Annotated in this window: 23 protein-coding genes; 15 read left to right on the top strand and 8 right to left on the bottom strand. The window is 68.6% G+C overall.

Annotated features, from left to right (window positions below; translation table 11 throughout):
* Positions 1-149: 149 nt before the first annotated feature.
* From ACWGID_RS36310 to ACWGID_RS36270, 9 genes are all read left to right on the top strand, one after another.
* Positions 150-332, top strand: coding sequence for a hypothetical protein (locus ACWGID_RS36310; protein ID WP_452203891.1), 183 nt, complete (start codon positions 150-152; stop codon positions 330-332).
* A gap of 11 nt (positions 333-343) precedes the next feature.
* Positions 344-1,111 carry an alpha/beta fold hydrolase gene (locus tag ACWGID_RS36305; RefSeq protein ID WP_452203890.1) on the top strand — a complete coding sequence of 256 codons (768 nt, stop codon included), beginning with the start codon at positions 344-346 and terminating at the stop codon, positions 1,109-1,111.
* 104 nt (positions 1,112-1,215) lie between these two features.
* On the top strand, positions 1,216-2,319 hold the full coding sequence (locus tag ACWGID_RS36300) for an exo-beta-N-acetylmuramidase NamZ family protein (protein ID WP_452203889.1): 1,104 nt from the start codon (positions 1,216-1,218) through the stop codon (positions 2,317-2,319).
* On the top strand, positions 2,319-3,314 hold the full coding sequence (locus tag ACWGID_RS36295) for a GNAT family N-acetyltransferase (protein WP_452203888.1): 996 nt from the start codon (positions 2,319-2,321) through the stop codon (positions 3,312-3,314). The genes ACWGID_RS36300 and ACWGID_RS36295 overlap by 1 nt, the downstream gene beginning before the upstream one ends.
* A 1-nt stretch (position 3,315) precedes the next feature.
* Positions 3,316-4,599 carry an extracellular solute-binding protein gene (locus ACWGID_RS36290; protein WP_452203887.1) on the top strand — a complete coding sequence of 428 codons (1,284 nt, stop codon included), beginning with the start codon at positions 3,316-3,318 and terminating at the stop codon, positions 4,597-4,599.
* The gene (locus ACWGID_RS36285) at positions 4,596-5,534 is read left to right on the top strand and encodes a carbohydrate ABC transporter permease (protein WP_452203886.1); all 939 of its coding nucleotides are present in this window, start codon (positions 4,596-4,598) and stop codon (positions 5,532-5,534) included. Before ACWGID_RS36290 ends, ACWGID_RS36285 begins: the two co-directional genes overlap by 4 nt.
* A complete protein-coding gene (locus tag ACWGID_RS36280; protein ID WP_452203885.1) occupies positions 5,531-6,406 on the top strand; it encodes a carbohydrate ABC transporter permease in 876 nt (291 codons plus the stop codon). Before ACWGID_RS36285 ends, ACWGID_RS36280 begins: the two co-directional genes overlap by 4 nt.
* Before the next feature lie 10 nt (positions 6,407-6,416).
* Positions 6,417-7,163: a PIG-L deacetylase family protein gene (locus ACWGID_RS36275; protein WP_452203884.1), complete on the top strand. Its 747-nt coding sequence runs from the start codon at positions 6,417-6,419 to the stop codon at positions 7,161-7,163.
* A gap of 78 nt (positions 7,164-7,241) precedes the next feature.
* On the top strand, positions 7,242-8,003 hold the full coding sequence (locus tag ACWGID_RS36270) for a carbohydrate deacetylase (RefSeq protein ID WP_452203883.1): 762 nt from the start codon (positions 7,242-7,244) through the stop codon (positions 8,001-8,003).
* Position 8,004: 1 nt separating this feature from the next.
* Here the strand turns inward: ACWGID_RS36270 and ACWGID_RS36265 are convergent, their stop codons facing one another.
* Positions 8,005-8,397, bottom strand: a complete 393-nt coding sequence (locus ACWGID_RS36265; protein WP_452203882.1) for a VOC family protein — start codon at positions 8,395-8,397, stop codon at positions 8,005-8,007.
* Between the two features lie 301 nt (positions 8,398-8,698).
* Positions 8,699-9,469: a thioesterase family protein gene (locus tag ACWGID_RS36260; protein ID WP_452203881.1), complete on the bottom strand. Its 771-nt coding sequence runs from the start codon at positions 9,467-9,469 to the stop codon at positions 8,699-8,701.
* A 133-nt stretch (positions 9,470-9,602) separates the two neighbouring features.
* On the opposite strand from ACWGID_RS36260, the gene ACWGID_RS36255 reads away from it, so the two are divergent.
* Positions 9,603-10,121, top strand: coding sequence for a GNAT family N-acetyltransferase (locus ACWGID_RS36255; protein ID WP_452203880.1), 519 nt, complete (start codon positions 9,603-9,605; stop codon positions 10,119-10,121).
* Between the two features lies 1 nt (position 10,122).
* Here ACWGID_RS36255 and ACWGID_RS36250 read toward each other — a convergent pair whose 3' ends face one another.
* The gene (locus tag ACWGID_RS36250; protein WP_452203879.1) at positions 10,123-10,860 is read right to left on the bottom strand and encodes an AraC family transcriptional regulator; all 738 of its coding nucleotides are present in this window, start codon (positions 10,858-10,860) and stop codon (positions 10,123-10,125) included.
* Between the two features lie 85 nt (positions 10,861-10,945).
* Between ACWGID_RS36250 and ACWGID_RS36245 the strand changes: the two genes are divergently transcribed.
* Genes ACWGID_RS36245 through ACWGID_RS36235 form a run of 3 tightly spaced genes read left to right on the top strand, consistent with a single transcriptional unit; the run spans position 10,946 to position 12,632 of the window.
* Positions 10,946-11,707 carry a phytanoyl-CoA dioxygenase family protein gene (locus tag ACWGID_RS36245; RefSeq protein WP_452203878.1) on the top strand — a complete coding sequence of 254 codons (762 nt, stop codon included), beginning with the start codon at positions 10,946-10,948 and terminating at the stop codon, positions 11,705-11,707.
* A gap of 53 nt (positions 11,708-11,760) precedes the next feature.
* Complete coding sequence (locus tag ACWGID_RS36240; RefSeq protein ID WP_452203877.1) at positions 11,761-11,970, top strand: type II toxin-antitoxin system HicA family toxin; 210 nt, start codon at positions 11,761-11,763, stop codon at positions 11,968-11,970.
* Positions 11,967-12,632, top strand: coding sequence for a hypothetical protein (locus ACWGID_RS36235; protein ID WP_452203876.1), 666 nt, complete (start codon positions 11,967-11,969; stop codon positions 12,630-12,632). The genes ACWGID_RS36240 and ACWGID_RS36235 overlap by 4 nt, the downstream gene beginning before the upstream one ends.
* A 21-nt stretch (positions 12,633-12,653) precedes the next feature.
* Here the strand turns inward: ACWGID_RS36235 and ACWGID_RS36230 are convergent, their stop codons facing one another.
* From ACWGID_RS36230 to mce, 5 genes are all read right to left on the bottom strand, one after another.
* Positions 12,654-14,243, bottom strand: coding sequence for an AI-2E family transporter (locus tag ACWGID_RS36230; protein WP_452203875.1), 1,590 nt, complete (start codon positions 14,241-14,243; stop codon positions 12,654-12,656).
* Positions 14,240-16,399, bottom strand: a complete 2,160-nt coding sequence (locus tag ACWGID_RS36225; protein WP_452203874.1) for a hypothetical protein — start codon at positions 16,397-16,399, stop codon at positions 14,240-14,242. Before ACWGID_RS36225 ends, ACWGID_RS36230 begins: the two co-directional genes overlap by 4 nt.
* Before the next feature lie 87 nt (positions 16,400-16,486).
* Positions 16,487-17,818, bottom strand: a complete 1,332-nt coding sequence (ccrA, locus tag ACWGID_RS36220; protein ID WP_452203873.1) for a crotonyl-CoA carboxylase/reductase — start codon at positions 17,816-17,818, stop codon at positions 16,487-16,489.
* A 161-nt stretch (positions 17,819-17,979) separates the two neighbouring features.
* On the bottom strand, positions 17,980-18,882 hold the full coding sequence (locus tag ACWGID_RS36215) for an anti-sigma factor RsbA family regulatory protein (protein WP_452203872.1): 903 nt from the start codon (positions 18,880-18,882) through the stop codon (positions 17,980-17,982).
* Positions 18,883-18,992: 110 nt separating this feature from the next.
* Positions 18,993-19,412: a methylmalonyl-CoA epimerase gene (gene mce / locus ACWGID_RS36210; RefSeq protein ID WP_452203871.1), complete on the bottom strand. Its 420-nt coding sequence runs from the start codon at positions 19,410-19,412 to the stop codon at positions 18,993-18,995.
* 148 nt (positions 19,413-19,560) lie between these two features.
* On the opposite strand from mce, the gene ACWGID_RS36205 reads away from it, so the two are divergent.
* Together ACWGID_RS36205 and meaB are read left to right on the top strand one after the other, a co-directional pair.
* On the top strand, positions 19,561-20,763 hold the full coding sequence (locus ACWGID_RS36205) for an acetyl-CoA C-acetyltransferase (protein WP_452203870.1): 1,203 nt from the start codon (positions 19,561-19,563) through the stop codon (positions 20,761-20,763).
* The gene (meaB, locus tag ACWGID_RS36200) at positions 20,763-21,719 is read left to right on the top strand and encodes a methylmalonyl Co-A mutase-associated GTPase MeaB (protein ID WP_452203869.1); all 957 of its coding nucleotides are present in this window, start codon (positions 20,763-20,765) and stop codon (positions 21,717-21,719) included. The genes ACWGID_RS36205 and meaB overlap by 1 nt, the downstream gene beginning before the upstream one ends.
* The last annotated feature ends 144 nt before the right edge of the window (positions 21,720-21,863 follow it).

Raw genomic sequence — 21,863 nt, 5'->3', positions numbered from 1 at the left:
GTGCTCTAGTTATCTCTCCCCCTCGCGGGGGCGGCGCTCCCCCCCCCGCACGCCCCCGGTCCCGCCGCCCGCGCCCCCCCCCCCCCCCCCTGCTCGGTGGTACCCAGAGCCGTGAGGTGAAGGCCGGCGGCGAGTGGATCGTCCGGCGGGTGTCAGGGTCCGCGTCCGCGAAGTCGTACCGCTGCCCTGGCTGCGACCAGCAGATCCTGCCGGCCACCCCGCACGTCGTCGTGTGGCCGGAGAATCCCAGCCTGCTCGGCGCGATCGGCGGTGCGCAGTCGCTGGACGAGCGGCGGCACTGGCACACGGCGTGCTGGCAACGGAGCCGTTGAAAGGTGTCTGCATGAAGCTCCCGGTGACGTCGTACGGCGAAACTGGTACGCCGGTCGTGGTGATGCACGGGCTGTTCGGCTCGGGCCGGAACTGGATGACCGCCGCCCGACGGCTCGCGGACCGGCACCGGGTGTTCGCGTTCGACCTGCGCAACCACGGCACCTCGCCGCATGTCGACACGATGAGCTACCCCGAGATGGCCGACGACGTCCGGGAGACGATCGAGTCGCTCGGGGTCGGGCCGGTCGCGCTGGTCGGGCACTCGATGGGCGGCAAGACCGCGATGCTCACCGCGCTGCGGCACCCGTCGGTCGTGGAGCGGCTCGTGGTCGTCGACGCGGCGCCCGTGGCGTACCCGCCGGCCTTCGTCGAGTACGCGCGGGCGATGCGGACGGCCGACCTCTCGTCGGTGACCCGTCGCGCCGAGGTCGACGCGCAGTTGGTGGACGCAGTACCGACCCCCGGCACCCGCGCCTTCCTGCTGCAGAACCTGATCCTCGACTCCGACGGCGCTCGCTGGCGGCCGAACCTGCCGGTCATCGAAGTGGCGCTGCCGGCGATCTCCGGGTGGCCGTCCGGTCTGGCGGGTCTGCACTACGACGGGCCGACGCTTTTCATCTACGGCGGCAAGTCGGACTACGTCCAGCAGGACCACCGTGCGACGATCGCGGAGTACTTCCCGCAGGTCCGGTACGCCGAGGTTCCGGAGGCCGGCCATTGGGTCCACGCCGAGCGCCTCGACGACTTCCTGGCCGCGCTCGTCCCGTTCCTCGGATGAGGTTGGTAAACGGTTGTCCGTAATCCATTGACCTTCGCCCGAAAACATCGGTAAGTTTTCAACCCAGTTCCTGCAGGATCCACGATCTGGGTTGGGTGGTGGCGATGGTGGTCCGGACCGGCGCACAGCGGCTGGCCGAGGACCCGAGGTTGGTGCCCGACGGGCGCCTGGGACTGATCACGAACTTCACCGGCGTACTGCCGGACCTCACGCCGACGTCTGTCGCGTTGCGTGCGGCCGGTCTGCCGTTGACGGCGTTGTTCGGTCCCGAACACGGGCTCCGCGGTACGGCGCAAGCGGGTGCGAGCGAAGGCGAGGGAGTCGATCCCGACACCGGGCTCCCGGTGTTCGACACGTACATGCGGCAGGGTCGTGAGCTCGACGACCTGTTCTCCGGTGTCGACGTCCTGCTCTTCGACATCCAGGACATCGGGACGCGGTTCTACACCTACGTCTGGACGATGTACGACTGCCAGCAGGCCGCCGCGCGGCTCGGCAAGCCGTTCGTCGTGCTGGACCGGCCGAACCCGCTCGGCGGTGTCCGGGTCGAAGGGCCGATGCTGCAGCCCGGGTTCGAGAGCTTCGTCGGCCGCGCGCCGATCCCGCTCCGGCACGGGCTGACCGCCGGCGAACTGGCTCTGCAGTTGGGCCCGGCAACGGTCGTCGAACTCGAGGGCTGGACGCGGGACACGCGCGGTGTCGAGCCGTGGGTGCCGCCGTCGCCGAACATGCCGACGCTGGACACAGCTTTGGTATACCCCGGCACCGGTCTCTTCGAGGGCACGAACCTCAGCGAGGGCCGCGGGACCACGCGACCGTTCGAGACGATCGGGGCGCCGTACGTCGACGATCGGCTGGCGCCGGCGTTGCGGGACTGCGCGTTGCCGGGCGTGATGTTCCGACGGACCTGGTTCGAGCCGGTGTTCAGCAAGCACGCCGGCCAGGCGGTGTCCGGCGTACAACTGCACGTCGTGGACCGGGACGCGTTCGAGCCGGTGCGGACCGCGCTGGTGATGCTCCGGGTGCTGAACGAGCTGTACGCCGACGATTTCGGCATGCTGCCGTCACTCGACAAGTTGTGGGGCTCGGACTCGCTGCGGAAGACCCTCGAGGCGGGCGAGGACCCCGTCGCGCTCTTGCCTGCGGCAATCACACCGGCCGGGTGGGTACGACCCGGCGTACTGCGTTACGAAGGGACCCCTGCCTGATGATCCGTGCGTTCCAGGTCGGCGACGGGCCGGCGCTGGCCGCGGCCTGGACGGCCGCCGCGCCGGCCGACCCGATCAGCTACCGGCGTTTCCGCGACCTGTTCCTGCTCGATCGCAACTTCGACGCGGCCGGTCTCCAGGTGGCCGTGATCAATGATCAGATCGTCGGCGCCGCGTACGCGGTCCGCCGGCTGATCGCGGCCGACGCCGACGACCTCGAGCCGGACTCCGGCTGGATTCCGTTCTTCTTCGTGCACCCGGACCATCGCCGCCAGGGCGTCGGCCGCGCGTTGTTGACCGCGGCAACGGACTGGCTCCGCGCCGAGGGACGGTCGGAGGTCTACTTCTCGTCGTACACGCCGAACTACTTCCTCCCCGGCCTCGACGCGGACCGCTACCCAGACGCTGCCCGGCTGCTCGGCTCGATGGGCTTCGAGCGCCGGTACGACGCCGTCGCGATGGACCGCGGACTCGTCGGGTATGCCATCCCGGACGAGGTGCGCAAGCGCATCGACGCGCTGACGGCCGAGGGCTACAGCTTTGGTACACCATCCGACGACGAGCTGACCGCACTGATCGCGATCGCCGGCGCGGAGTTCAACCCGGACTGGGCGCGCGCCATTCGTGAGGGCGTCGTCGCCGGTCTACCACTGGATCGGATCGTGGTGGCGCGCCAACCCGATCGAGCACAACCCGATCGAGCACAACCCGGCGGGGCGATCCTCGGCTGGGCGATGCACGGGACCTATGAAGGCGTGATCGACCGCTTCGGGCCGTTCGGGGTGCTACCGGCATCCCGCGGTACCGGCCTCGGGAAGGTGCTACTGCACCTGACGCTCGAGCGGATGGTCGCCGCCGGCGCACACAGCGCCTGGTTCCTGTGGACCGGTGAGGCGTCCGCGGCCGGGCAGCTGTACCTGAAGACGGGATTCGACATCACCCGCACGTTCACCATCCTCCGGGCGCCGTTGCTCCCGGCTGGCGGGAAGGAATGACATGAGGATTGCCAAGGGTTTGCGGCTGGCCGTCGCGCTGGGTGTGCTCGCCACGGGCGCTGCCGCGTGTGGCGGCGGCAGTGGTTCGGGCGGAGGCGGCGACAAGGTCGAGCTGACGCTGCTCAGCCACTACAGCGACGGGCCGTCCAAGGACGGGCTGGACAAGATGATCCAGCAGTGGAACAAGGACAACCCGAAGATCCAGGTGAAGGCGCAGGTGGTCAAGTTCGACGACCTGCTGACCACGCTCACCGTGCGGCAGACCGGCGGCCGCGGCGCGGACATCGTCAGCGCGTACGGCCTCTGGGGCGGCCAGTTGATGAAGGCGAACGTCGTCCAGAAGGTGCCCGACGACATCGCCACCAAGATCAAGGCGGAGTACAGCCCGGCCGCGCTCGGCGCGGTGACCACCGGTGACACGCTGCTCGGCTACCCGACCGAGCTGAACACCTACGTGCTGTTCTACAACAAGAAGATCCTCGCCGCGGCCGGCGTGACGAAGCCGCCGACGACCTGGGCCGAGCTCGCCGACGCGGCCAAGAAGACCGTCAAGCGGGATGCCAAGGGCAACATCCAGGTCGAGGGCCTGAGCCTGATCCAGGACGGCGACAACAAGTCCGTGCACCCGTTCCTGTCGCTGCTCGACTCCGCCGGCGGGAAGTTCCTCGGCGCCGACGGTACGCCGGAGTTCGACAACGCCGCCGGGAAGTCGGCGCTGAAGTTCGAGGCCGACCTGGCCGCGGCCAAGGCGACCAACCCGTCGATCATGCCGACCAAGCAGTTCCGCAGCGGCGGCGTCGCGATGGCGATCCAGGCCGGCTGGTGGATCGGCAGCCTGAAGACCCAGATGAAGGACAAGTACTCCGACGTCGGCGTGACCGCGATCCCGGGCCCGGCCGCGGGCAGCAAAGGCTCGCTGGCGTACGGGTTCTTCATGGGCGTGAACCAGCGCAGCAAGCACGCCGACGAGGCGTGGAAGTTCCTGACCTGGATGAACGAGCACAAGGCCGACAGCGGAAACGTCACGGAAACCGGAAAGTGGCTGGCCGACCAGGGCCTGATCCCGCCGCGCACCGCTGACCAGGCGGAGTACAAGAAAACGTTGTCCGACCCGAACCTGGCGCCGATCTACGACGCGGCGACGTACGCGATGCCGGAGCCGAACCAGCCGGGCGCGTACGAGGCGAAGACGGCGCTGCACAACGCGATCATGGGCGTGCTTGCCGACGGCAAGAACCCCGACGACGCGCTGGCGCAGGCCGCGAAGGCGGTCAAACCGCAATGACGACCGCGGTCGGGAGGGTCGGTGCCGTCGCGGCACCGGCCCGCCAGGTCGGGAAGCTCCATCGCGAGGGGCGGGCGGCGTACCTGTTCCTGACGCCGGCCCTGCTGTTCTTCACGGTGTTCCTGATCCTGCCGTTCATCTTTGCGATCGTGCTCGCGTTCTCGGACTGGGGCGGGTTCGACCTCGGCACCATGAAGTGGGCGGGGTTCAAGAACTTCGGCGACGTCCTGAGCTTCGACGGGACGTTCGTGAAGCCGATCCTGGTGAACACGCTGCTGTTCGCCTTCGGATCGGTTTTCCTGGCGACGTTCGGCTCGGTACTGGTTGCCTACTGCATCGACCGGCTGTCGTTCCAGGGGTTCTGGCGGGTGCTCTACTTCCTGCCGGTGGTCGCCACGGTGGTGGCCATCGGCAACGTCTGGAAGATGATGTACCAGCCGGCCGGGCTGATCAACGGCGTGCTGAACAAGCTCGGTGTGAACAGCATCGGTTTCCTGTCCGATTCGTCGTACGCGCTGCCGTCGGTGACGATCGTGCACGCATGGGCGTCGATCGGCGGCGCCGTACTGATCCTCACGGCGGGCTTGAAGGCGATCCCCGAGATGTACTACGAGGCGGCCGAGGTCGACGGCGCCAACTCGTGGAACATGTTCTGGTCGATCACGTTGCCGCTGCTACGGCCGGCGCTGCTGTTCGTGCTGATCACCCAGTTCATCGGCGGCTTGCAGTCGTTCGCGCTGATTATCGTGATGACGGGTGATGGCGGACCGGTCAACGCGACCAACGTGGCGGCCTTCGAGATGTACCAACGGGCCTTCAAGTACGGCGCCTGGGGTACGGCGAGCGCGATGGCGATGGTGCTGTTCGTGATCATCCTCGCGATCACCCTGCTGCAGCTGTGGATCGCCCGGCGGCGCGGAGAGGAGACCTCGTGAAACGGCGCGGAAAGTTTCCGTGGTTCGCGTACCTGGTGGTGATCCTCGGCGGCGTCGCGATGGTGATGCCGTTCCTCGACATGGTGATGAGCTCCTTCAAGGGCCCGGGCGAGTACGGCGTGATTCCGTACCGGCTCCTGCCCTCGCACTGGGATTTCTCCAACTATCGCGAGGCTTTCGCGCAGCTGGAGCTGCCGCGGCTGTTCCGGAACAGCGTGATCGTCACGGTCAGCGTGACGATTTCCGTACTGATCACGTCCGCGATGGCCGGGTACGCACTGGCGAAACTGCGTTTCCGCGGCCGCGCCGTGATTTTCCGTTTCATCCTCGCGACGATGATGCTGCCGCCGTTCCTGCTGCTGATCCCGACGTTCCTGATCATGCTCAACTGGCCGCTCGCCGGCGGTAACGACATCCTCGGGCGCGGCGGCGACGGCGGGCTGACGACCAGCCTGATCTCGCTGATCCTGCCGTTCACGGTCAGCGGCTTCGGGATTTTCCTGATGCGCCAGTTCATGGTCTCGTTGCCGGACGAGATGCTCGAGGCAGCCAAGATCGACGGCGCCAACCAGTGGCAGACCTGGCGGCTGATCGTCCTGCCGCAGACCAAACCCGTCGCGATCACACTCGGGCTGATCACCTTCATCGGCACCTGGAACGAGTACATCTGGACGCTGCTGATCTCGTCGTCCGACCCCGATCTGCAGACGCTGCCGGTCGGCATCCAGTTGCTGCAGAGCTTCCTCGACCCGGACCGCACGATGCCGATCGTGATGGCCGGCCTGGTGATCAGCACGCTCCCGGTGCTGGTCGTGTTCCTGATCTTCCAGAAGTACTACGTGCGTGGCGTCGTACTCAGTGGCCTGAAATGAGGAGACCCTTGTGACCAGAACAGTGCTCGCCATCGGCGCCCACATCGGCGACATGGACCTGACCGCCGGGCCGACGCTGGCCAAGCTCGCGCTGGAAGGCGCGGCCACCACGATCGTCGCGCTGACCCCGGGCGAGCGCGGTCACCCGCGGCTCTCGCCGGCCGAGTACAAGAAGCAGAAGATCGCCGAGGGTACGGCGTTCGCGGAAGCGATCGGCGCGGACTTCGCGGTCCTCGACAACAGCGACGGGTTCCTGCCCGACACCGACGACGTCGCGCTGCAGCTGGCCCGGATCATCCGCGAGAAGCAGCCCGACACGATCATCACGCACTGGAAACACTCCATCCACCGCGACCACGAGCACACGTCCGTGCTGGCGGAGCGCGCTCGTTTCCTGGCCGGGTTGCCCGTCGAGTCGACGGACGATTTCGCCGCGATGACGCCTTACCCCGAACTCGCCGCGAAACTCGCCGAGCTCCCGCGGCACGGCGTACGCACGATCATGCACGCGGAGAACTGGGAGGACATGGAGGGCTTCACGCCCACGGTCTACGTCCCGATCTCCGACGAGGCGTTCTACCGCTGGGTCTCGGCCATCCGCCACCAGGCGTTCGCCCGCGGCGAGACCTACGGCTTCCGCTACATCGACTACTACACCGCCCTGATGACCACCCGCGGCTGCCTCGCCTCCTACCCCCGCGCCTGCGCCTTCCACACCAACCAATCCCCAGAAGTCACCAAACTCGCCGGTCCGTAGGTCCACGCCGCCGGAAACACGTACGGTCGTGGTCGGGCTTGTTCGTGGATGGCTTCGTTGTGGATGAAGGGATCGGGCGTGGCTGAGGTTCGGTTGGTTGTGCAGGGGGACGACTTCGGGATGTGTCATGCCGTCAACGTGGGGACGGTGCAGGCGTTCCGGGACGGGATCGTGACGCAGGCGTCGACCATGGCGGCGTGTCCTTGGTTCACCGAGGCGGCGGCGCTGGCGCGGGAGTTCGGCGTACCGCTCGGCGTCCATCAGACGTTGACGTGTGAGTGGGACTTCCTGCGCTGGCGGCCGTTGACGGACGGGATCTCGCTGGTCGGCGACGACGGGACGTTCCGGCGTACGGTGGCCGAGGCCGCGGCGGCCATCACCCTGGATGACGCGGTGCGGGAGCTGACAGCTCAGGTGGGGAAGTTCGCGGCGGAAGGTTTGGAGGTCGAGTACCTGGACCTCCACATGGGGTCGTCCGTGCCGGCGGCGTACGAGGTCGTGTCGGAGACGACCGGGAAACCGTTCATCTACGGGCCGGAGGAATCGCGGCGGTTCGCGTCGATCGAGACGCTGAGCGACCGGGACGCGGCGACGAAGAAGACCTGGGTCCTCGAGTACCTCGACAAGCTGACGCCCGGGGTGCACCTGCTCGTGACCCACTGCGCCGCGGCCCACCCGGAGCTCGGCGCGATCCACCGACCGGGATCGGACACCTACCGGTGGGCCGAGGAGTACCGACTCTCCGACCAGGCCATCGTCACCGACCCGGAGATCCGCCAGGCGATCGAGGATCGTGGGATCGAGGTGACGACGGTACGGGCGGCATTCGCGGCCGACTGACTCAGCTGTGCGTCGCGCCCCACACGAAGCAGAACTCGTTGCCCTCGGGGTCCCGCATGCACTGCCACAGGTCGCCGTCGTAGATGTCGTCGGCCCGCGTCGCGCCGAGGTGCAGGGCGTTGGCGATCGCCTGATCCTTGGACTCCGGCGGGACATACAGGTCGAGGTGCACGCGGTTCTTCCGCACGTCCTTACCCTCGGGCACCTGCGCGAAGTCGAGCCGCACCCGACCACCGTGCAACTCGGTCACGCCGTGCTGGTCCGGCCGCAGTTCACCACCGAGCAACGACTGCCAGAACTGCCCCAACCCGTCCGGGTCCTCACAGTCGATCGCCACCGCATCAATCACCGGCACCGGCCAGTACGCCGTACCGCTCCCACCCACCTCGTCCATCACCCCAACCTACCCACCCGGTACCCACAGCCCACGTCGCCGGGTCGTGAACCGAGGCGCCAAACACCAACCACGATTCACGCCTCGAGTCCCTGTCCCGAACCATCTCCCACGACTCGAAGCGTTTGGCTCGCCCGCGTCGCCGAGTCGTGGCTCGCGGTGGCTGAAAGACAACCACGGTTCACGACTCGGGGTTTCGGGGGCGGACCGTTCGGCACGAGTCGGCGAGTGGGCGTGGCTGTGGGCCGGGGGGAGAAGGCGAGGCTCGGCTTCGAGGGCGTCCGCCGCGCCTCGTCGGGTGTCAGTTCGGGCGGAGGGTGAGGATTTGGGTGAGGGTGCCGACGGGGCCTCGGTGGTCGTGGAGCGTGCTGCTGGTGAGGCCGATGCCGGACGGGCCGAAGGAGACGGTGGTGTCGAAGCCGAGCCAATCGCCCTCGGGGACGTCGAACAAGTGCGCGGTCAGATCGATGTTGGGGAAGGCAACGGTTTTCGGGTCGCCGCGGACCGTCATCCCGTTCGCGATGTCGAACAGGCCTGCGGCGCGGGCGAGACCGCTGACGTCCTCATCAGCGATCAACCGGATCGGCGTACGGACCCAGAACGCGGCTCGTCCCGGTTCGGCCTGCTCGCGCCGTACCTCGGCCGAGGCGATGAACCCACCCGGCCACACCGTCGTCGCGTCCCACTCGGGCATGTCCTCGACCGGCGTGATGGACGGAAACGCGGTGCCGGCGAGACGAGCAGTCTCGCCAGGCTGCATCAGCCAAGCACGCAGCAGTACGGCGTCCCGCCCGTTGTGGCTGAGTGTCGCCTCGACCAGCTCGACCGTACGCCCGGGCCGCACGACCCGGACCGCGACCTCCACCACGTCGACCGGCAACGTCCCGAGGATGTCGTACGACAACCGCCCGATCACCAGCCCGTCACTCCGCCGCGCGTCTCGATCCCGTTCGACCACATGCGCGAGCAGTCCGAGCGCAGGCGCGATGTGCTGCGTCGCGGTATCCCAGGCCCCACCGACATGGCTGGTCGCGCGGTACGCGAACTCGTCCACCCGTTCGAAGTAGGCCATCTAGCTCCTAGGCAGGCATCACGAAGTTGGTCAGGACGAGACATGCCACGGTACCGGTGACGATGCTGAGCGCCCCCGCCATCGCGCGCGTCGACTCACGCATCACCATGAAGCTCGTGAAGTCGGAGCGCTGATGCGGATCACGACGGAACGTCTCATCCTGCGGCCGTTCACGACCGAGGACATCGCGTGGGTGTTCGAGGTGTCGCAGGATCCTGCGGTGCAGCAGTTCGTCCAGGTGCCGTCGCCGTACCGGATGGAGCATGCGCGGTACTTCGTCGAGCAGCTCGCGATCGCGCAGACGGTGAGCGGGCAGCGGGCCGAGTTCGTGGTCGAGGACGCGGCGACGGGGGAGCGGATCGCGCGGGTCGGGTTGGGGATGCGAGGCGACGGTACGGCGGAAGTCGGGTACTGGACCGCGCCGGCCGCTCGTGGGCGTGGGGTCGCGCCCGAGGCGGTCCGAGCGGTGTGTCGCTGGGGATTCGACGTACGAGGGCTGGAGCTGGTCGAGTGGCGTGCGGAGGTTGGCAATCACGCGTCGCGGCGGGTCGCGGAGAAGGCCGGGTTCGTGATGGAAGGGCAGTTACGGAAGCGGCTCGTGCATCGCGGGCAGCGGGTCGATGCGTGGATCGGGTCGCTGCTGAAGGAGTGACCTAGGACGCGCCGCGGTGGGCGCCTGGTGGTTGGCCGGTCGCTGCTTTGACGTGGCGGGACAGGTGACTGACGGAGTGGTACCCCGTTAGCTCAGCGACTGCCTGCAGCGGCAGCGTCGAGTTGCGGATGTGGGCGAGCGCGTGGCGGAGGCGAACTGCCTGCAGCGCGGCCTGTGGGCTGGTGTTGCGCAGCCGGGTAAACGCGGCGCGGAGGCCAGACGGCGAGATGCCGAGGTCGGCGGCGACCTCGGAGACGCGCAGGCCGGCGGCGAAGCGTTCCTCGAACAGTTGCTCTGCCTGCGCGACCAGTTGCTCGGTAGGCGTCGGCGGTGGGGAAGCCGCACGGCGCAGGCGAAGGTCCAGTTCGGCGAGGAGCAGCGCGCGGAGCTCGTCGGTATCGGGCTGGGTGCTTTCGCGGACGAGAGCATCGAAGACGCGGCCGAGCGTGTGGTCGGCGTCGTCGTAGCAGAGTCGCGGCCAAGGGTGGTTGGGGTTCGCGTCGACCTGGAGGAAGCGGTTCGCGTACCCGGTGCGGCTCTGTTCGGCGTGCCAGGTGTGCGGTGGCGTGAGTAGGACGGTGCCCGGCGTCGCGTCGTACGTCGTGTCGCCGACGGGGCAGGTGATCCGGCCGCGAACGTAGTACACGAGCTCCCAGGACGTGTGCGCGTGCGACGGATAGTCCTTCCCGGGTGCGGCGGTGTGAACGCCGGCGCCGAGCAGTCGTGGCGATATGTGCATAACCGGAGTCGCCTTCTGCATTGTTTCTCGGGTACGTCGGAACGATGCTGGCATCGATTCGTGCATCTGTGAAGGAGAGCTCGGAATGGATATGGCGACCGCACTGCGCGACCTCGGCGTGACCGACGACGTCCTCACGCAGGCCGAGAAGGACCAACTCGACCGCGACGGGTTCCTGCCGCTGGAAGGGATCCTGACGGCGGAGGACGTGGCCGAACTCAACAAACGCCTCGCCGAACTGATCGCCGCCGAGGGGGACCGGGCCGGCCTGGAGGTCCATCAGGAGAAGGGCACCGACCGGCTCGCGGACCTGGTGAACAAGGACCCGATGTTCGAGGTCTGCTTCAGTCATCCGCGCGTGCTGGCCGCGATGAGCCACGTGCTCGGCGAGTTCAAGCTGTCGTCGCTGAACAGCCGCGCCGCACTACCCGGCGAGGGGCATCAGGCGCTGCACGCCGACTCCGGTCACGCCGTCGAGCCAGGCGCGTACGAGGTCTGCAACTCGATCTGGCTCCTCGACGACTTCACCCCCGAGAACGGCGCCACCCGCGTCGTCCCCGGCTCCCACCGCCGCGGCACCATGCCCAGCGACGAGATGCCCGACCCCGCCGCCGCCCACCCCGACCAGATCCAGCTCACCGGCACCGCCGGCACCGTCGTCATCTTCAACAGCCACCTCTGGCACGGCGGCACCCAGAACCACACCGACAAACCCCGCCGAGCCCTCCACTCGTACTTCGCCCTCCGCCACCTACCCCAACAACTCGACCAACAGACCTACATCCGCGTCAACACCCACACCCGCCTAACCCCCGCCCAACACTTCATCCTCGACGTCACCGCTTGAGCATCTGTCTATGCGACTTGCCTTGAAAGTGTCTAGCTCCATAGACTAAAATCATGGTCAGTGGACAGCCGACACGGAAAGTCGTGAAGGCTTTCAAGGACGCCGGTTGGCGGCGAGTCAGGACGGAAGGGTCGCACAGCCTGTACGAGTGTTCCTGTGGTCGGCACACGTTCGTGGTGCCGGACGGTCATCGGGTGATCTCGCCAGGAGTCGTGCGGAAGGTCGACAAGGCACTCGCCGAGTGTGAGGGGACGGAGCAATGAAGACCTACGAGGTGAGCGTCAGCCGGGACGATCGGTGGTGGATGATCGCCGTACCTGAGCTCGATGGTCTGACGCAGGCTCGTCGGTTGGACGAGGTCGAGCAGATGGCGCGGGAGTACATCGCTGTGGTGACCGACTCTCCACTCTCGAAGGTCGCCGTTGAGGTTTCCGGCATCGACGCCGACGGGCGGGATCTGCTCGAGGCGAAGACCCTGGTCGACGGCCTCCGACGCAGGGCGAAAGAGCTCGAGACGCTGGTCGCCGAGTTGACCAAGGAGGTCGCGTCGGTGCTCACGGACGCAGATGTTCCGGTCAGGGACGTGAGTAGTGTGCTCGGCGTTTCCCATCAGCGGGTGTCGCAACTCGTGCAGGCTGCGGCGGAAGGGCAGAGCGCCGACGCGGCGAAGGTGATGCGAGAGGCGAGACAGCAGTTCGCCCACGACCTCGTCATCCACCTCGACGACGGACGTTCCTTGCAACTCGTCGAGGTGACACCACCCAAGCCCAGCCGATCCAGGAGACCTCGAACCGAAACGACTGCAGAGCAGGACAGCGATCGTCCGGCCGCGCAAAAAGCTACCGGCCGTCGGCTTCGGGGGGCGAGTGGTGACTCGTCCGCGCGAGGCCAGACGGCCGGTCAGACCCGAAAGCAGCGCGTGTAGGCCGATCGGGGAGGGCGCCTGCTAGGAGGCGTCGGCTTTGCGGACCCAGACTTCTCGGATGATGAGGAGGATGGCGGCGGCCGACGGGATGGCCAGGAGGGCGCCGACTACGCCGAGGAGGGCGCCGCCGAGGAGGGCGGCGATGACGGTGACGGCGCCGGGGATGTCCACTGCGCGGCGCATGATGCGTGGGGCCACGACGTAGTTCTCGATCTGCTGGTAGATGATGCCGTAGATCAGGCAGGCGATACCGGTCCAGAGGCCGCCGGTGAAACCGATCAGGGAGACCACGACGACGCCGATCAGACCGCCGACCATCGGGATGAAGTCGCAGACCATCACCACGATCGCCAGCGCCACGGCGTAGTCCCGCAGGCCGACGATCTCCAGGAAGATGAACATGCAGACGCCGGCACACAGCGCGACCATGAACTGACCGCTCACGTAGCCGCCGACCCGTCCCAGCACCTCGTCGCCGAGGATCGAGACCCGGCGCCGGCGGGTGTTCGGGACCAGGCTGTACGCCGCCCGCTTCACCGACGGCAGCGACGCGAGGAAGTACAGCGTCAGGATCAGGATCGTGAACGTGTTGAACAGCGCGTTCGCGACCACCTTCCCGACGCCGAGGATCCCGCCGAACGCGCGTTGTGCGAGCGCCGGGTCCTGGATGTAGTCCTGCGCCTTCTGGATGAAGTGGTACTTCGTGTTCAGGTTGTTGAGCGTCTTCGACTTCTCGAGCAGGTCGAGGTACCCCGGGGCGTTCTTGATCAGGCTGTCGATCTGGTCGGTGACGACCGGCACGATCGCGAACCCGACGCCGACGACCGCCAGGATCATCAGCAGGAACACCACACCGACCGACAGCCCGCGCTTCAGGCCGCGGCGCATGAACCACTCGACGAGCGGGTTCAGACCGACCGCGATGAACATCGAGACCAGCAGCAGGATGAGGACCGAGCGGGCCTGACCGAGCGCGTTCCACAGACCCCAGGCCACGAGTACGCCGAGGGCCGCGAAGAACCCGAACGTGAACGGGTTCGAGCGCCGCAGCGGCGGGCCGGGCTGGCCCATGCCCTCGGAGGGGTGCCGCTGGTCGATCAAGAGTTCGGCGATGTTCTCGTCCTCGTCCCGAGCCCTTGCGGCGGCGTTGCCCACGGCATCCGTCGCAGCCTCGGCCGAGTCGTCCGCCTTGTCAGCAGCCCTTTCGGCCTCCTTGGCCGCCACATCCGCCTCGCCAGCAGCACCATCCGCTTCCTTGACGGACGTGCGGGCCTGGTCGGCCGCGTCGTCTGCCTCCTCGGCGGAGTCGTCCGACTTCTCCGCCGACGTGTCAGCCTTGTCGGCGGCCGTGTCAGCCTGCTCGGCCGAGGTAGCAGCCGCCTCAGCCGAACCGTCGGCCCGGCTTGCAGAGCTGTCGGCGCGCTTGGCGTCGGTTGCGGCCGCCTCGGCGGAGCCCTCGGCTTGGGTGGCTGCGGTGGTGGCGTTGGTTGCTGCGTGGTCGCTCTTGTCGGCGGCGGCCTCGGCCTGCGCGGCGGCGGTCTTCGCTTCGCGGGTGGCTTCGGCGAGGTCCGCGTCGGTCGCTGTCGAGGTGTCGTCGCCGGCTGGCGTCACATCTTGTCCTTCGGGGATCGCGCGCTCGAGGTGGCCGCATCGGTCGTGTCGTCGGCGGACGGCTTCCCGGCAGACTTCGCTGCGGCGGCCGAACGCTGGACCCGAGTCTCCTCGTTCGCGAGGTCATCCAGCCGGAACTCGTCGATCCTCGTCGAATCCTTCGGCTCGTCCTCGTCCGCGAACGCGTCCGAGCCCACACCAGAACCAGTCGCGCTCGACACCGTCGCACCGGCCGACGTCGCACCCGCCTTAGCGGAACCGTTCGCGCCCGAGTCCGCACCGGCCGAGCCGGATCCCTTCGCCGCCGAGCCGCTCTTGCCTGCCCCAGCCGCACTGGACTTGGTGCTGCTGGAACCCGTCGAGCTGGACGCAGCGGAAGCGGGACCGCCGGCGGACTTGCTGGTGGTCTTGTCGGCGAGGTCGTCGGTGTCCTTCGGGTCCACGCGCAGGTTGGTGTCGATCCGCGTCTCGTCGACCCGGGCGTCACCCGCACCGAGACCGACGAACGGGCTGGCACCCGTGAACGGCCCGCCGTCGTCGTACGATGCCCCGCTCACCGACCCCGCACCCGCAGACCCCGAGCCCGAAGTCCCCACACTCGAAGACCCCGCACCAGAAGCTCCCGCACGAGAAGATCCAGCACCGGAAGATCCAGCACCCGACGATCCAGCACCCGAGGATCCAGCGCCCGAGGATCCAGCGCCCGAGGATCCAGCGCCCGAGGATCCAGCGCCCGAGGACCCAGCGCCCGAGGACCCAGCGCCCGACGTACCGAACCCACCCGCCGGAGTGGCCCCCGTGAACGGGTTGTCAGCCTCGGTAGCGGCCGGGAACCCGTTGTCGGCCGGGGTCGCCCCAGGGAACGGGTTGTCAGTCGGCGTCGTCCCCGCGAAAGGGCTCTCGCCGGCCCCCTTCGCCGGGCTGTCCGTGGCCCCGGACGCGAACGGGCTCCCCGCCCCCGTCCCCGGCGCACTCCCGAACGGCCGCCGACCAGCCCCCTCGGCCGCCGGAGCGCCCGCAGAACCAGCCGCAGAACCAGCCGCCGAATCAGTGGACCCGCTGGACTCAGCGGGACGGGCGAAAGGGTTGACGTACGGCGCCGCCGTCTCGGAGTCGAGCTCCGCCGCCTGTCGCGCGATGTTGCTGGCGATCTCGTTCAGCCCGGCGATCTGCGTCAGGATCCCGTCCCGCCGCTTCGCGAGCCGCTCGGTCTCGCGGGCGACGACCGTCCGTGAGCGCTCGGCCTCGTCGGCGGAGTTGGCGAGCTCGGCCTCGGACCGCGTCCGCGCGGTGCTCAGCAACTGCTCGGCCTCGCGCCGCGACCGCGCCAGCGTCCGCTCGGCCGACTCCTCCGCCTCGGCCCGGATCTTCCGCGCCTGCTCGGTCGCCTCCGCCACCCGGCGCTCGGAAGCCTCGGCGGCCTCCTTCATCTGGGTGGTGAGGCTGTCGGTGTCGGCCGCGATCTGCTGGTGCTTGTCGGCGAGCTCCTTGGCCTGCTGCTCCCGCTCGTCGGCCAGCCGCGCGCGCAGCGCCGCCGACTCGCGCTGGATCGCGGTCCGGATCTTCTCCGCCTCGTGCAGCGCGCCGTTCTTCAGCGTGCTCGCCTGCGACTCGGCGGTCAGCGTGAGCTGGTCGCCCTTGCGCTGCGCGGCCTGCAGTACCTCGGCCGCTTCGGTCTCCGCCGTACGCCGGAGCTCGGCTGCGTCACCCTCCGCGGTGCGACGCATGCTGTCCGCCTCGTTCAGCGCGACCGTGCGGATGTCCTCGGCCTCCCGCTCGCCGGTCGCCCGGGCCGCGGTGGCCTCCTTGCGGGCGTTCGCGCGCAGTTCCTCGGCCTCCCGCTTGGCCTCGTCGAGCGCCTCGGACGCCTGGTCCTGGGCCAGCCGGAGGATCTGCGCGGCCCGGTCGCCGAGTCCGGCGTACGACGGGTTCGCGCTGGCCTCGAGCTGGCGCCGGGTCTCCTCGAGCTGGCGCTGCATCGGCGCGACACTCTGCTGCAGCTCGTCGGCGCGGTTGCGTGTCTCGACGAGTTGCATCTCCAGCGCGCGGACATAGTCGTCCACGGCCTGCTTGTCGTACCCACGGCGGCTGACGGGGAAGCCCCCGGCAGCGGTGGCCGTGCGGTCGAAGAACGGCAGGCTCGACTCGTCAGGCATTCCCGAGATTCCCTTCTGGCGGCTCAGCGTGAATCCCCCACCTTAAGCCTGTCAGAATCCCCCTGAAACGCCCAAACGGATGATCTGTTACCTGTTACGGAAGCGATTGATCGCGTCCGTGTGCCGCGCGCGCAATTCCGGGTCCTTGATGCCGAGGCCCTCCTCGGGGGCCAGGGTGAGGACGCCGACCTTGCCCTGGTGCAGGTTGCGGTGCACGTCGTACGCCGCCTGCGCGGTGTCCTCGAGCGTGTACACCTTGCTGACGGTCGGGTGCACCATGCCCTTCGCGATCAGCCGATTGGCTTCCCAGGCCTCCCGGTAGTTCGCGAAGTGAGAGCCGATGATCCGTTTCAGGTTCATCCACAGGTACCGGTTGTCGTACTCGTGCATGAACCCGGACGTCGACGCGCAGGTCACGATCGTCCCGCCCTTGCGCGCAACGAACACCGACGCCCCGAACGTCTCCCGCCCCGGGTGCTCGAACACGATGTCCGGGTCGTCGCCGCCGGTCAGCTCGCGGATCCGGGCCCCGAACCGCTTCCACTCCCGCTGGTCCTGGGTGGTCTCGTCCTTCCAGAACTTGTAGCCCTCGGCGTTCCGGTCGATGATCAGCTCCGCGCCCATCGCCCGGCAGATCTCCGCCTTCTCCGGCGACGACACCACGCACACCGGGATCGCCCCGCCGTTCAGCGCGAACTGCGTCGCGTACGACCCGAGACCGCCGGAGGCGCCCCAGATCAGCACCACGTCGCCCTGCTTCATGTTGGCGCCGTTGGCCGACACCAGCTGCCGGTACGCCGTGCTGTTCACGAGCCCCGGCGACGCGGCCTCCTCCCAGGTGAGGTGGTCCGGCTTCGGCATCAGCTGGTTCGACTTCACCAGCGCTAGCTCGGCGAGACCGCCGAAGTTCGTCTCGAAGCCCCAGATCCGTTGCTCGGAGTCGAGCATCGTGTCGTTGTGCCCGTCCGGTGACTCCAGCTCGACCGACAGGCAGTGCGCGACGACCTCGTCACCCGGCTTCCAGGCGTTCACGCCAGGCCCGGTCCGCAGTACGACGCCGGCCAGGTCCGAGCCCACCACGTGGTACGGCAGGTCGTGGCGGGCGGTCAGCGGCGACAGCTTCCCGTACCGCTTCAGGAACGAGAACGTCGACACCGGCTCGAAGATCGACGTCCAGACGGTGTTGTAGTTGATCGCGCTCGCCATCACGGCGACCAGTGCCTCACCCGGCCCGAGCTCGGGCGTCGGTACGTCGTCGAGGTGCAGACTCTTGCGCGGATCCTTCTCCTTGGCGTCCAGTCCCTCGAACATGGTCGCCTCGTCGGCGTGCACGGTGATCCCGCGGTAGTGGTCCGGTACGTCGAGTTCTCCGACAGCGGCGCTGTCGCCGGAGAGGATCGCCTCAAGGATCTGCTTCACGGGAGTACCTCCTGCAGCGGCGGTCAATCGAGTGAGCGGAACTTACCGCTGAGTATGCGCCCGTGGCTGTGCCTTGTGACACAGCCCGACCCAGTTGAGACGACCGTCACTTTTGCAGTCCACCGTTGTCAGTGGTCTTACTCGGTCTTACTGCCGTCCGACTACCGAAGGCGGGTGTGCAGCCGTACCTGCGTGAAGTCGTCACCCGATCGCAGCTGGACGAGATCGCAGAGCTGGTTCGCCAGCCAGACACCCCGCCCGCCGATCCCGTCGAGCGGTGGCAGCACCCGCCCGACCAGCAGGTTGTCGATCCGCCCGCTGTCGGTCACGTCGCAGAGCAGCGCGCCGTCCGCGATCCACACCGCCAACGTGCCGCGGCCGCCGCCGAACCGGATGCTGTTCGTGCAGATCTCGTGCAGCGCCAGCGAAAGGTCCTCGAGCCGGTCCCGGGAGACGCCGTGCGACGCGGCATGCCCGCTCACCCACTGCCGCACCTCCCCGAGCTCGGCCGGCCCGAACTCCCACCGCTCGGCCCGATCCGGTACGTCGTGCAGCGCGGTCCGGAACGCCTTCTCCGCAAGGGCTTCCGCGCCCGAATGCATCGCGGTCGGATCGATCCCGGCCGCGGCGTCGTACGCACAGAGCAGCCGGAACGACGAGTCCCGCGCGAAGGCGATGTCGCACAGTGCGTCGTGCAGCAGCACCTCGTCGTACGCCGCGTCGCCGCGGCCCGGGTACGCGGCCTCGGCGAGTCCGCGGACGCGGCGGCCGGAATGCTTGTCGAGGAGCTCGCGCCAGAACGGGATCAGCCGCGCCGGGTTGCCACCGGCAACGGTCATGTCGGCGAACAGGATGCTGTCGCGGTCCGGTGCGAGGGCGTCACGCAGTACCGCGATCCGCTCGGGCGGCAGCACGGCCACGACCTCGTCCCCAGCCGCCAGCCCCTCGTGAACGAACGCGGCCGCGCGCCGCACGAAGTCGTCGTCCCCGGAATGGACGAACCCCTCGTGCCGGAACCCGGCCGGCGCACCGTGAAAGGAGTCGGTGGCGCTGTCCTTCAGCACCCGAACAGGGTAGTCCGCCGAACCCCTCCGAGGGCACTGTCTTTGCGCGCCGTCACCCCTCGTCCGCACCCCGTGACGCTGGGCGGATCACACGCTGGACACACGGTGGATCACGCGGCGGGTTCGACGAGTTCGACCAGGACGCCGCCGGCCGACTTCGGGTGGATGAAGTTGACGCGGGAGTTGGCGGTGCCGCGCTTCGGCTCGTCGTACAGGAGGCGGGCGCCGCGGTCGCGCAGGATCGCGCAGACCGCGTCGAGGTCGGTGACCCGGTACGCGAGCTGCTGGATGCCGGGACCGCGCTGGTCGAGGAACTTCGCGATCGGCGACGCGTCCGACAGCGGCGCCAGCAACTGGATCGACGAACCCGAGTCGCCGACCGAGAGCATCGCCTCGCGGACCCCCTGTTCGGCGTTGATCTCCTCGTGCGCCACGGTCATGCCGAACACGTCCGCGTAGTACCGGACGGCCTCGTCGAAGTCGGCGACCGCGATCCCGACATGGTCGATGGCGTCGAACAGCTGATCCATGGCGCCAGCCTGGCGCAGAGTGCTCCGGCAGGCCATCAAAAGTGGCCCACATGACATGGCTCGCGGATGGTCGGGAGCGCGATCCGTGTGACCCGTCTGACGCGTTCGAGCAGCGGCGTACCAGTGCCTCCGCAGGTATCGTGACAGCATGTCTGACACGCGGAACCGAAGCGTCATCGTCGCCGGTGCACGGACCCCGATCGGGCGGTTGCTGGGTGGCCTCAAGGGCTTCACCGGCGCCGAACTCGGCGGGTTCGCGATCAAGGGCGCACTGGAGAAGGCCGGCGTCACGCCGGACCAGGTCGAGTACGTGATCATGGGCCAGGTACTGCAGGCCGGCGGCGGTCAGATCACCGCCCGCCAGGCCGCGGTCAAGGGCGGCATTCCGATGGACGTCCCGGCGATCACCATCAACAAGGTCTGCCTGTCCGGGCTGAACGCGATCGCGCTCGCCGACCAGCTGATCCGCGCCGGTGAGTACGACGTCGTGGTGGCCGGCGGCATGGAGTCGATGACGAACGCGCCGCACCTGCTGCCGAAGTCCCGCGAGGGCTTCAAGTACGGCGACACCACGCTCGTCGACTCGATGGCGTACGACGGCCTGTGGGACGCGTTCACCGACCAGGCGATGGGTGCCCTCACCGATCAGGCGAACAACACCGGCCTGAAGCTGAGCCGCGCGGAGCAGGACGAGTTCAGCGCTCGTTCGCACCAGCGCGCCGCGGAGGCCTGGAAGAACGGCCTGTTCGCCGACGAGGTGGTGCCGGTCGAGGTGCCGCAGCGCAAGGGCGACCCGCTGGTGGTCGACAGTGACGAAGGCGTTCGTGGAGACACGTCGGTCGACGCGCTTGCCAAGCTGCGCCCGGCGTTCGGCAAGGACGGCACGATCACGGCCGGATCCGCGTCGCAGATCTCCGACGGTGGGTGCGCGGTCGTCGTGATGAGCCAGGCGAAGGCCGAGGAGCTCGGGCTCAGCTGGATCGCCGAGATCGGCGCGCACGGCTCGGTCGCCGGCCCGGACTCGACGCTGCAGAGCCAGCCGGCCAACGCGATCGCCAAGGCCTGCGCGAAGGAAGGCATCGCGCCCGGCGACCTCGACCTGATCGAGATCAACGAGGCGTTCGCCGCGGTCGGGATCGCGTCCGCGCGCGAGCTCGGCGTCGGCGACGACAAGGTGAACGTGAACGGCGGCGCGATCGCGGTCGGCCACCCGATCGGCATGTCCGGCGCGCGGCTCGTGCTGCACCTGGCGCTCGAGCTCGGCCGCCGTGGCGGTGGCGTCGGCGCGGCGGCGCTGTGCGGCGGTGGCGGTCAGGGCGACGCTCTGATCGTCAGGGTCTCGAAGAGCTGATGCCACGACGCACTCCGCCGGTCGGTGAGCTGGTCGAACGGGCCCGGGAGGGTGACTCCCGGGCCGTCGCCCGGCTGATCTCGCTCGTGGAGGACGAGTCCCCGCTGCTGCGCGAGGTGATGGCCGAGCTGGCGCCGTACGCCGGGAACGCGCACATCGTGGGAATCACCGGTTCCCCGGGGGTCGGGAAATCCACGTCGACGTCCGCGCTGGTGTCGGCGTACCGCGAGACCGGCCAGCGGGTCGGCGTCCTCGCGGTGGATCCGTCGTCGCCGTTCTCCGGTGGTGCGCTGCTCGGGGACCGGGTGCGGATGCAGGATCATGCGACCGACCGGGGCGTGTTCATCCGGTCGATGGCGTCCCGCGGGCATCTCGGTGGGCTGTCCTGGTCGACGCCGCAGGCGCTGCGGGTGCTGGACGCGGCCGGGTTCGACGTGGTGCTGGTCGAGACCGTCGGCGTCGGGCAGTCCGAGGTCGAGATCGCCGGGATGGCGGACACGACGCTGGTGCTGCTCGCGCCCGGGATGGGCGACGGCATCCAGGCGGCCAAGGCCGGAATCCTGGAGGTCGGCGACATCTACGTGGTGAACAAGGCGGACCGGGACGGCGTCCAGTCGGTCACCCGGGACCTCCGGTCGATGCTCGCGCTGGCGGATCGCACCGAGGGCGCGTGGACGCCGCCGATCCTGAAGACGGTTGCGTCCCGCAACGAAGGGGTCGCCGAGGTGGTGCAGGCGATCGAGGACCGGCTGGAGTGGATGCGCGGGAACGGCGTCCTCACCGAGCGCCGGCGGAGTCGCGCGCGGGACGAGATCGAGGCGATCGCGACGACCGCGCTGCGGGCCCGGTTCGCGCACCTGCACGGTGACGCCCGGCTGGACGTGCTGGCCGCCAAGGTCGCGGACGGCGGCACCGACCCGTATTCTGCGGCGGACGAGTTGATCGCCGCGTTGTGACGATTGTCTCTCCGTGAAACAATCGACCACGCAGTGTCACATCGTGTCTTTGCTTTCCGTTCATCGGAAGTTGTTCCGATTTCGGGCAAAGGCCGGAGGATTTCCGTGGCACACGGCGTTCTCCGTCTCAGGGCGGCGCGCCGG

Source organism: Kribbella sp. NPDC054772, assembly GCF_053611945.1.
The sequence above is the reverse complement of the archived record's forward strand: the minus strand, read 5'-3'. Positions and strand labels throughout refer to the sequence as shown.